Annotated in this window: 12 protein-coding genes and 1 pseudogene; all 13 read right to left on the bottom strand. The window is 43.7% G+C overall.

Annotated elements, in window-relative coordinates; translation table 11 throughout:
• Nucleotides 1–91: 91 nt before the first annotated feature.
• The 13 genes and pseudogenes from ACHBGV_RS09835 to rpsP all read right to left on the bottom strand — a co-directional run bounded on the left by ACHBGV_RS09835 (nt 92) and on the right by rpsP (nt 10,338).
• A complete protein-coding gene (locus ACHBGV_RS09835; RefSeq protein WP_394736241.1) occupies nt 92–1,153 on the bottom strand; it encodes an aminotransferase class I/II-fold pyridoxal phosphate-dependent enzyme in 1,062 nt (353 codons plus the stop codon).
• 67 nt (nt 1,154–1,220) lie between these two features.
• Nucleotides 1,221–1,484 (bottom strand): type II toxin-antitoxin system RelE/ParE family toxin, encoded by a 264-nt coding sequence (locus ACHBGV_RS09830; RefSeq protein WP_394731922.1) that lies wholly within the window; start codon nt 1,482–1,484, stop codon nt 1,221–1,223.
• The gene (gene relB / locus ACHBGV_RS09825; protein WP_105111980.1) at nt 1,481–1,696 is read right to left on the bottom strand and encodes a type II toxin-antitoxin system RelB family antitoxin; all 216 of its coding nucleotides are present in this window, start codon (nt 1,694–1,696) and stop codon (nt 1,481–1,483) included. The genes ACHBGV_RS09830 and relB overlap by 4 nt, the downstream gene beginning before the upstream one ends.
• A gap of 74 nt (nt 1,697–1,770) precedes the next feature.
• On the bottom strand, nt 1,771–2,025 hold the full coding sequence (locus ACHBGV_RS09820; RefSeq protein ID WP_394736240.1) for a hypothetical protein: 255 nt from the start codon (nt 2,023–2,025) through the stop codon (nt 1,771–1,773).
• 34 nt (nt 2,026–2,059) lie between these two features.
• A pseudogene (locus ACHBGV_RS09815) lies at nt 2,060–3,009 on the bottom strand (IS30 family transposase).
• Between the two features lie 186 nt (nt 3,010–3,195).
• Entirely contained in the window at nt 3,196–4,218 is a 1,023-nt protein-coding gene (locus ACHBGV_RS09810) for a branched-chain amino acid aminotransferase (RefSeq protein WP_394736239.1), read from the bottom strand.
• Nucleotides 4,219–4,445: 227 nt separating this feature from the next.
• Nucleotides 4,446–5,174, bottom strand: a complete 729-nt coding sequence (trmD, locus tag ACHBGV_RS09805; RefSeq protein ID WP_105123272.1) for a tRNA (guanosine(37)-N1)-methyltransferase TrmD — start codon at nt 5,172–5,174, stop codon at nt 4,446–4,448.
• Nucleotides 5,164–5,682, bottom strand: coding sequence for a ribosome maturation factor RimM (rimM, locus tag ACHBGV_RS09800; RefSeq protein ID WP_394734600.1), 519 nt, complete (start codon nt 5,680–5,682; stop codon nt 5,164–5,166). Before rimM ends, trmD begins: the two co-directional genes overlap by 11 nt.
• 333 nt (nt 5,683–6,015) lie before the next feature.
• Complete coding sequence (locus tag ACHBGV_RS09795; RefSeq protein WP_269088507.1) at nt 6,016–6,147, bottom strand: hypothetical protein; 132 nt, start codon at nt 6,145–6,147, stop codon at nt 6,016–6,018.
• Between the two features lie 76 nt (nt 6,148–6,223).
• Nucleotides 6,224–7,993, bottom strand: coding sequence for an ABC transporter ATP-binding protein (locus tag ACHBGV_RS09790; RefSeq protein WP_394736238.1), 1,770 nt, complete (start codon nt 7,991–7,993; stop codon nt 6,224–6,226).
• 9 nt (nt 7,994–8,002) lie between these two features.
• Nucleotides 8,003–9,742, bottom strand: a complete 1,740-nt coding sequence (locus ACHBGV_RS09785) for an ABC transporter transmembrane domain-containing protein (RefSeq protein WP_172059238.1) — start codon at nt 9,740–9,742, stop codon at nt 8,003–8,005.
• Nucleotides 9,743–9,801: 59 nt separating this feature from the next.
• The gene (locus ACHBGV_RS09780) at nt 9,802–10,044 is read right to left on the bottom strand and encodes a KH domain-containing protein (RefSeq protein WP_105145478.1); all 243 of its coding nucleotides are present in this window, start codon (nt 10,042–10,044) and stop codon (nt 9,802–9,804) included.
• 21 nt (nt 10,045–10,065) lie between these two features.
• The gene (gene rpsP / locus ACHBGV_RS09775; protein WP_105111987.1) at nt 10,066–10,338 is read right to left on the bottom strand and encodes a 30S ribosomal protein S16; all 273 of its coding nucleotides are present in this window, start codon (nt 10,336–10,338) and stop codon (nt 10,066–10,068) included.
• Between the last annotated feature and the right edge of the window lie 202 nt (nt 10,339–10,540).

Here is a 10,540-nt window from a genome sequence, read left to right as displayed (position 1 = left end):
TACCCTAAAAAATGCTTGGACTACAAGTCGCCAAGTGAATTTCTTTTGGGTGGCTAACTTCAACTTGAAATTTGGGAAAAACAGCAGGAGATTAAATTCCTGCCACTTCTTTTATCATTTTCTTCATTGCATCCATTTCTTCTGGTCGTCCGATAGCCATACGAATGTGATTGGCAAGGACGCCTTGGGAATAATATTTGAACTTCCAGTCTTTGGTAAGGGCGAATTCGTACAATTCCTTGCTCCAAGGCGCAGAAAAGGTCACAAAATTCGCTTGGCTAGGTAAAACACGGCAATCAGGAATGGCCTGCAAGAATTCGATAAACGCAGCGCGTATAGCTTTCAGCTCTGCTATTTTTTCAACAACCAAATCCCTATGAGCTAAGGCTAGTGTGCCGATTTTCGCCGTGACATTGGACAAACTATAGGGCGGAATAATCTTGTCCAGCTCAACAATCAGTTGCTCCTGAGCTACCGCAAATCCGAGCCGGATGCCAGCTAGTCCGAAGGCCTTGGACAGGGTGCGCAGGACAATCAGATTGTCATACTGGTTGATTTTCTCTACAAAACTACTGCTGTCCGCAAACTCGATATAGGCCTCATCAATAACGACCAGACCATCGAATTGGGCGATAATTTTCTCGACTTGGACTGAGTCAAATGCGACTGAAGAGGGATTGTTAGGATTGGAAAACATGATCATCTTGGCCTTGACTGATTTGGCATACTCCAGCAAATCATCCGCCTTGAGAACAAAGGTTTGCTTGTCTTGTGGCAGGTCGTAAGAGACAAACCGACTGCCATGTATCTGATTGTAGACCTCGTACATGAAAAAGTCTGGATTGATGGTCAAAAAGACCTCATCGTGCTTGAGGGCGCCGATAATAATCATATGCACCAGAAAATCCGACCCGACTCCTGCTGTCACTTGTTGGGACTGGACACCGAGATAATTGGCATAGATTTCAATCAATTCTGCGTAGCGATTGTCACCGTAAAAAGACAATTCGCCCGCTTTCAATTGCTCCAAACTTTCCTCCAACAAAAAAGTCCAATCAATCAGGCGGTTTTCATTGTCGCCCAGATTGTGAACTGCCTGCCCCGGTAATTTATAGGGTTCTAAATCTTGTAAATCATCTCTAAATACTGTCATGCTTGCTCCTAAATTTGTTTTGGGTCGATTGGTTTGAAGTCAAGAAAAATATCCTTTGACTCGTATGCTAATAACTATCTCTGCGGTGACCGATGGCGAACACTTCAATGACAATTTCATTATCGTAAATATTTGCCAAAATCCGATAATTTCCTACACGATAACTCCATTCTCCTGACCGATTAGCTGTCAATCCCTTGCCATGCAGACGTGGGTTGTCGGTATGTGCAATGTTATTATCAATCCAAGTCAAGATTGATTTTCGAGTAAAAGCATCTAATTTCTTCAGTTGTTTTACGGCCCTTGAAGTATAGGTTAACTTATAGGTCATAGCCCAAACTCCGCCATTAACTCCTCATGCGAAATGCGAACTCCGTCATCCTCTGCCATAGCCTGACGAAGAACAGCCAAATCATATTCATCCTCGATTCTTTCCAACATAGCCTGACGCGCAAACTCTGAAATCGTCAGTCCATGCAACTGGATATAATTCTTAATCAGTTTAGAATCCTCATCGTTAATCCGTAACGTCATAGTAGTCATCACCCGACCTCCTTTATAATACATTGTATTCAAAATAGGATAGAAAGTCAAGAAAAGCATGGCCCTGAGATATTTCATCTATAAAAAGAGTAACCGTTCTTAGCTTGTGGGCCACCCAAAATCATTGAAATCTGTCTCCCAGTGGTACCTACGCCGTGAAAGGCAATAATCTTAGCAGGGGCTTCTGTATTTCTATACGTATCCAAATGCAGGCGATGCCCCTTATAGTCCCACCATTCTTCCGCTGGCTGATAGGTATCTGTAAACTGGTAATCTGCTGGTATCTTCTTAATGATTTCTTTCCAAGTTGTTTGCGTTTGGTATGTCATACTATTTTCCACTTTTTCGTTTTTTTCTAAATTGTCAAATTATGCTAGACTTTTTCAAGAAACCCAGAAAAACTTTGTAGGATGTTTGATAATTCAAAGACTTTCTAGGAATTCTATTTCATTTATCAGCTACAGTTGATAAAAACTGCTGAGAAACATCTATAAAATCCATCTGTTTAGGCAATCCGTTTCGTCTCAGTAAACCATTCGAGTGTTCATTGAGACCTCGTTGTCCAGGACAACCTGGATCGGCAAAGAAAATATCGATGTCATGTGCATTTGAAATAGACTTCCAATTGGAAAACTCTTTCCCACAATTAAAAGTAATCGACTTAAAGAGATGCCTAGGGAATTGAGACAGCCATTGATTGATGGCAACCTCGATATCACTTGCTTTTCGTCCCTTAGTTTTCAGTGTAATGATAGCTTTTGAGAGGCGTTCTACTAAGGTAATGACCGCACTTTTGTGTTTCTCGCCAATAATGGTATCTCCTTCTAAGTGTCCGAACTCTGTATGAAAATCAGGATAGAGTTCAGCTCTTTCACGTAAATCTCTGCGAAAGGCTTGTTTTCCTCTTTTTTCGCTATGACCATTTGGTTTTCGTTTTCCTTTCCAAGGGAGGTCTTCCTTCTTGAAAACACCACGGTCAGCCAGTCGATAGAGAGTTCTAATAGAACAAGAAATCCTATTTGGATAAGTTTCTTTAATGACATCAAGGCTCCAGCTTTGATCTAAATGAGTTTGAATAAAGTCTTTTTCTGCTTGCGAAAGACTTGTTTTCCTCCGACCACAGCGTTTCTTATTGGCTTTGTAGTGTTCATAATAGTCATAGGCAGAATGCCCATCTTTGAGAAAGTTGATAACATGATAGACGGTCTGCTTTGATCTTCTAAGGACTATCATGATATCTGTAACTTTTATACCTTCTTTGTAGTAAGCCTCTATCATTACGAGTTCATTTGTGGTTCATGGGTATAGGTCATTTATGTTAGTTCCTTTCAGACAAATGTGGTAGTTTATCTGAGCCTAATATAGATGGCTTTTTCTGTCTTGCTTAATTTTACAAATTGGGAAGCATAAACACTTAAAAAGAAAAAAAAGCATTTTGGTGCCTAAAAAACAAAATACCCTACCTCTGCACATGAACATGCAAAAATAGAGTATTATTTTTATTCCACTTCAACAATCCAGCCTGCAGGTGCTTCAACGTTACCGAATTGGATTCCTGTTAATTCTTCATAGAGCTTACGAGTAACAGGTCCTACCTCAGTCTCACTGTAGAAGACATGGAATTTATCGCCATGCTGCACTCCGCCGATTGGAGAGATAACGGCTGCTGTTCCGCAGGCTCCTGCTTCGACAAACTGGTCTAATTCTTCGACAAGGACTTCACGCTCCACAGCCTTCATACCCAGACGATGCTCTGCCAAGTACAAAAGAGAATACTTGGTAATAGAGGGCAAAATTGACGGTGAAATTGGCGTAACAAACTCGTCATCAGCTGTAATCCCAAAAAAGTTTGCTGAGCCGACTTCTTCAATCTTGGTGTGGGTAGCTGGGTCCAGATAAATCACATCTGAGAAGCCCTGCTTTTTGGCATATTGGCCAGGCAGGAGGGAAGCTGCATAGTTACCACCAACCTTGGCTGCACCTGTACCATTTGGTGCCGCGCGGTCGTACTTGTCCTGAATGAGGAAGTTGGTCGGCGCCAATCCACCCTTGAAGTAAGCACCAACTGGCATGGCAAAAACGGTGAAAATGTACTCCTCAGCAGGTTTTACGCCAATGATGTCACCGACACCAATGAGGAGCGGGCGAAGATAGAGGGTGCCACCAGTTCCATAGGGAGGAACGTAGTCTGCGTTGGCTTTGACCACTTCTTTGCAAGCCTTGATGAAGAGCTCCGTCGGAACAGGCTCCATGAGCAAGCGGTCTGCTGTTCGTTGCAGGCGCTCAGCGTTTTGGTCTGGACGAAAGAGCTGGAGTTTTCCCTCCTTGGTGCGATAAGCTTTTAGCCCTTCAAAAGCTTGTTGGCCGTAATGGAGGGCTGGAGAACTTTCTGAAATGTGCAAATTTGTATCATCTGTCAACTCTCCCTCGCTCCATTGGCCATCTTTAAAATGCGCAATAAAACGGTAGGGTAATTTCATATAGGAAAAGCCTAGATTTTCCCAATCAAGATTTACAGTCATAGTGTTCACTCCTTGTTAGAAGCTCGATTTACAGCTCAGCGCCTCTAACGAAGGTTGGTTTTCTACCACTCAGCCTTCATTTTCTTGAGACACTGTCAAAATTCCAGCAAAATTACTGGATACAGCTCCTTATTTTTTACTATTCTACTACTTTTGATGATGAATTTCAAGAAAAATTCAGAAAATTTTGTCAATCTAATAAAAAAGAAAAGGAACAAGGATTGTCCCTAGTCTTCTGGTGATACTTCTGCTTTGATTTTCTGGAAAATTTCTTCCTCTTCTGCCGTCATGTCATATTTCTCTAACAAGTCAGGACGACGCTCATAAGTCTTGCGTAGGCTTTGCTCCAAGCGCCATTTCCGGATATTTTCATGGTGCCCACTCATAAGCACATCTGGGACGACCATGCCACGGTATTCATAAGGGCGCGTGTACTGGGGATATTCCAACAAACCAGACGAAAAACTGTCATCAGTGTGGCTAGCTTCTTTGCCAATCACCTCTGGAATCAAGCGCACCGTCGCATCAATCATGGTCATGGCAGCCAACTCCCCACCAGTCAATACATAATCACCAAGAGAAATCTCGTCTGTCACCAAGGCCTTAATCCGCTCATCGTAGCCCTCATAGTGACCACAGATGAAAATCAACTGCTCCTCCTGAGCCAATTCCTCAGCGTAGGCTTGATTAAAAGTCCGACCGGCTGGATCCAGCAAAATCACGCGCGGATTGGTTTGGGAAATGGCATCCATGGTGTCAAAAATCGGTTGAGCCCGCAAGAGCATACCTTGACCTCCACCGTAGGGCTCATCATCCACGTGGCGCGATTTCTCGGCTTTCTCACGGAAATTATGATAATTGATTTCCAGCAAGCCCTTGTCCCGCGCCTTACCGACAATAGAATGTTCCAAGGGTGCAAACATTTCTGGAAAGAGAGTCAAAATATCAATCTTCATCATCCAGCCCCTCGAGCAATTCTACATCGACGCGCTTGTTGTCAATGTCAATATTAAGAACAACCGGCGGAATATACGGCAAAAGCAAATCTTTCTTGCCTTTTCGTTTGACCACCCAAACATCATTGGCACCCGGCTGAAGGATTTCCTTGATTTGTCCGATGAACTGGTCATTTTCATAGACATCCAGCCCGATGATTTCATGGTAGTAAAACTCGCCTTCGTCCAAATCTGTCAGATTTTCCTCCGCAATCTTGAGGCTAAAGCCCTTGTATTTCTCAATGTCGTTGATATGATAGAGCCCTTTGAACTTGATAATATCGAAGTTCTTGGCCTTGCGGTGGGAGGCAATTTCCACTTCCATGACAAACTGATCCTTGTCATCAAAAAGCGCCAAGACTGCGCCTTTTTTAAAACGTTCCTCAGCGAAGTCCGTCACAGACAGGACACGCATTTCTCCTTGCAAGCCTTGGGTATTGACTATTTTTCCTACGTTAAAATAATTCATGTGTTCTCCGTTTATTTTTCTATTCATCTATTTTAACATGGGAGCAGAGATTTCTCAAGGGATTGAAAAAGCCGGCTAGCGCCGACTTATCTTGGGAGAATCTCCTCTATAACTTTCTTGGTTTTGACCGATTTTTCATAGGGCAATTCCAGATAGGTTGCTCCTTTGGATTTATAGAGGTAGGCATTTTTACTGCTGGGCAAAAATTCTAAAAAGTAGAACTTATCTACCTGCGGGGGCGTCCTGCTTGCTAGGATTATCAAAGAAATAGGGGCTAATATATGTCACATCTGAATGAAGACGCGCAGTGTCCTTTCCTTCTAGAACAGCAATTTACTGAAAGTCTTCGTTTTGGATAACAATTCTGTCCGCCTCTGGAAGGTCGATGCTTGTCTTTCTAAAGCCTAGATAGACAGCCAGGATGATGAGCGATAGGATTGTTAAAACCAGTTGAGATTTTTTCATGTACTCATACTCCCTGTTATTTCTAATATTAGCATAACAAATCTGGCCAATTTTGGAAAATATCGGTGTGGAAACCTTACTGACTGCTACTAAACTGGCTTTGATAGAGATTATAGTAGAATCCTTCCTGGGCTAGCAGACTTTCATGATTACCCTGTTCAATGATTTGGCCGTCTTTGAGGACCAGAATCTTATCCGCCTCTTGAATGGTTGACAGACGATGGGCGATGACAAAGCTGGTTCTGCCCTGCATGAGCCGTTTCATAGCCTTCTGAATCAGCAATTCCAAGCGGGTATCAACGGATGAGGTCGCCTCATCAAGAATGAGAATGGAGGGATCTGCTAGCAAGGCACGCGCAATGGTCAAAAGCTGTTTTTGCCCCTGCGAAATATTGCTGGATTCCTGGTTCATCTCCATATTGTAACCGCCAGGTAGGGTACGGATAAAGTGGTCCACATTGGCAATCTTGGCTGCCTCAACAATTTCCTCATCAGTGGCATCCAGCCGACCAAAACGAAGGTTTTCCTTGATAGTTCCTTCATAAAGCCAGGCATCCTGCAGAACCATACCAAATTGACTACGGTAGGACTGGCGTGATAATTGACGAATATCGTGACCGTCGACCTTAATGGCTCCAGATGTTACATCGTAAAATCGCATCAGCAGGTTAATGAGTGTAGTTTTTCCGGCACCCGTTGGTCCAACGATGGCCACCATTTCACCTGGCTTGACTTCCAGATTGAAATTGCGAATGAGAGGCTTATCCTCAGAATAGCCAAATTCAACATTTTCAAAGCTGACTTGGCCGGTCAGATTGTCTGTCAAGGCTTGCTCATTGGCGTTGACCTCATCCACCTCATCTAGGACTGAAAAAATGCGCTCCAGGGAAGATTTAGCAGACTGCAACTGGGGAGCTAGCTGGGTAAGGGTTTGCACCGGCTGAGAAATTTGGAAGACATATTGGACGAAGGCCTGCAAATTACCAACTGTCAGACGCCCCGCCAAAACCTGGAGACCAGCCAAGAGGGCAATGATAACATAGGTCAGGTTTGACAAGCCCTGAACCACCGGCATCATCATGCCAGAGGTAAAGCTAGCCTTGAAACCAACCTCCTGCAGTTCCGTCGTAATTTGGCGAAATTCAAGTTTAGACTGCTCTTCCCGTCCGTAGAGTTTCAAAACATGGAATCCGGTCAGATTTTCCTGAATAAAGCCATTGAGGCGACCCAGGATAGCAGCCTGTTCCTTGAAATAAGGCTGGGAGCGCTTGATGATATAGCTGGAACTAAAGTAAGTCAGGGGTACCAAGAGCAGAACGACCAAGGCCAGGGAAACATTGAGGTAGAAGGTCATGCCGATCGCAAAGGTCAAAATCAAGGCCGCATTGACAATTTGCAGGAAACTCTGCTGTAGGGCATTGGAAACTGTCTCAACGTCATTGGTAAAGCGGCCCAGGAGGTCACCATACTGCTCCTTGTCAAAATAGGAAACCGGGATTCGATTGATTTTTTGGCTCAAGTCCTGGCGCATATCACGGACAGCATGTTGAACACCCTTGGTCATGAAATAGTTAGAAAAATAAGCTCCAACTTCGTACATGAGGGCACGGAAGGCGTAAATTGCTAGGAGGGTTGCGACATAAGGCACGTTGATACCGGCTCCTTCAACACCCTTGGCCATATCCAATAAGTTTGCTGTCAGCTCGGTGATAACCATACCCAGCACCAGGGGCTCTAAGGTATTCATAATGGCACTGAGAATCTTCATAAGGATGGCAATAATGATAGAGCTTTTGTAGGTCCGCAAATAGGTCCAAACACGCTTAAAAACATTTGTATTCTTCATATCACCCTCCTATTCTTCTTCTGTCAAGGACTGACGATTGAGTTGAGAATTGGCAATTTCACGGTAGAATTCATTGCTTTCCATTAACTCATCGTGCTTACCACGACCGACAATTTCCCCTTCGTTGAGGACAATAATCTGGTCCGCATCCATAATAGTTCCCACACGCTGGGCAACGATAAGGACAGTCGCATTTTCCGTCACTTCCTTGAGGCGCTTGCGTAAAATCGCATCTGTCCGATAGTCTAAGGCAGAGAAGGAATCATCAAAGATATAGATTTCTGGTTCCTTGACAATGGCACGCGCGATAGACAGTCGCTGTTTTTGCCCGCCAGACAGATTGCTACCGCCTTCTGCCAAATGGGTCTCAAACCGGTCTTCCTTGCTTTCGATAAAATCCTTGGCCTGAGCCACATCAGCCGCCGCATCCAGCTCCATCATGCTGGCATCCAGCTTTCCATACTTGAGGTTTTCGGCGATTGTTCCGGTAAATAGCAGAGCTTTCTGCGGAATAAAGCCAATCTTGCTGCGGAGGGCTTTCAGATTGTAGCGTCTGACATCCACACCATCTACCAAGATCCGGCCCAGGGTCACATCGAAAAATCGCGGAATGAGCTGGACCAGAGTAGACTTACCAGAACCCGTTGAGCCAATAAAGGCAATGGTCTGACCAGGTTCTGCCTTAAAGGAGATATTGTGGAGAACAGGCGACTCGGTCTCACCTGGATAGGCAAAGGTCACATTGTCAAATTCCAGGTAACCTCGGGTTTCTGTCTCTGTAATCCCGTCTTCATTTTTAGAAATCGAAATCGGCATATCCAGAACTTCCTGAATCCGCTTGGCTGAAACTGCCGTCCGAGGATACATGGTAAAGAGATTGGCAAAGAGCAAGAAGGAGAAAAGGGCATGAAAACCATACTCAATAAAGGCAACCAGGTCACCGATTTGCAAGCTACCTTCTCTGAGCGGAGCAAGGGCAAACCAGACAATGGCCACAATCATGGCAATAATGATTTGTACAAAAAGTGGCTCCGTCAAACCTGTCAAGATGAAGAGTTTCTTAGAAATGCCGGTGTAATCCTCATTGACCTGCTCAAATCGTTCTTCTTGAAATTCTTCGCGCGCAAAAGCCCGGATGACCCGCAACCCCATGAGATTTTCACGGACGTACTGGTTAATCGTGTCCAACTTTTGCTGCTGCATTTCAGACAAAGGACGGGTCTTGATGGCCACATAATAGACGACCCAGACCAAGAAAGGCATAGCCACTGCTACTGTCCAAGCCAGTCCAGGACTAGTCACCAGGGTCATGATGACCGAGGCAATCATCATCATAGGCGTGATAACACCCAGTCGCAGCACCTGCTCCGCAAACTGCATGAGGACAAAGGCATCATTGGTAATCCGTGTCACAAGCGAAGAAACACCAATCTGCTCGTATTCATGATGGGAATAATCTTGGATTTTTTCATACAAATCATTGCGGATATCCTTGACAATATTGGTCGTCAACTGTCCAGCAGCATAGGCCAAAAGGACACGACCGACAATGCCCAACACAACGATTATCAACATCATCCAAGCCCAGAAATAGACTTGGTCAGGATTATTTTGCGTGAGCCCCTGGTCAATCATCCGAGCCAAGAAGGTTGGCAAACCAAGGTTGACCGCTACGAACAAAATTCCGGCAAACAGGTCTAATATCAACCATTTTGGATAGTGTTTCAGATAGTTCCAAATAAGTTTCATAATTCCCTTTCTAGTTTTTTATCTTGAAGTAAGTAAAAAGCCACCAAATGGTGACCTTCTTATTCTTTCTCGTCAATCACTAAACGAACTTTTTTATCACTTGTTGGAACAGAGTAGACAATCGTTCTGATTGCAGAAATTGTGCGTCCTTTTTTCCCAATGATACGGCCAATATCAGATTTATCCAAATCCAAATGATATTCTAAAAATTCCGGTGTATCAACAATTTTAATTGTCAAGCTATCAGGATGTGAAATCAAAGGTTTCACAATCGCAATAATGAGATTTTCAATCATGTCCATAAGTGTTCTCGCTTACTGTTCTTATTTAGAGAATTTTGATTCGTGGAATTTCTTCATAACGCCAGCGTTAGAAAGAAGGGCACGAACTGTGTCAGATGGTTGTGCACCTTTTGCCAACCACTCAAGTACACGCTCTTCTTTAAGAGTTACTGAGTTTTCAGCCAAAAGTGGGTTGTAAGTACCAACTGTTTCGATGAAACGACCATCGCGTGGAGCGCGTGAGTCTGCAACGTTAATACGGTAGAAAGGTTTCTTTTTAGAACCCATACGAGTCAAACGGATTTTTACTGCCATTTTTTATCTTCTCTTTTCTTATATGTTTTTTGGTTGGTGAAATAGCAGAGCTATTTAGCACATGTTCTATTATAACACACTTTCATCTGGTGTCAAGAAAAAAACTTGACACTTTTTAAAAATTTTGTAGCGTTACAATAGATGTGAGACTTCTAGAAGTCAAAAAGAAGATTCCCTGATATGATAAGAGTACCACCTACTC

It is taken from the genome of Streptococcus sp. A34 (assembly GCF_043674115.1).
In the GTDB taxonomy this organism is placed as follows: Bacteria; Bacillota; Bacilli; order Lactobacillales; family Streptococcaceae; genus Streptococcus; species Streptococcus suis_V.
Note: the sequence above shows the minus strand (reverse complement) of the source record. Positions and strands in the feature narration are given on the sequence as shown.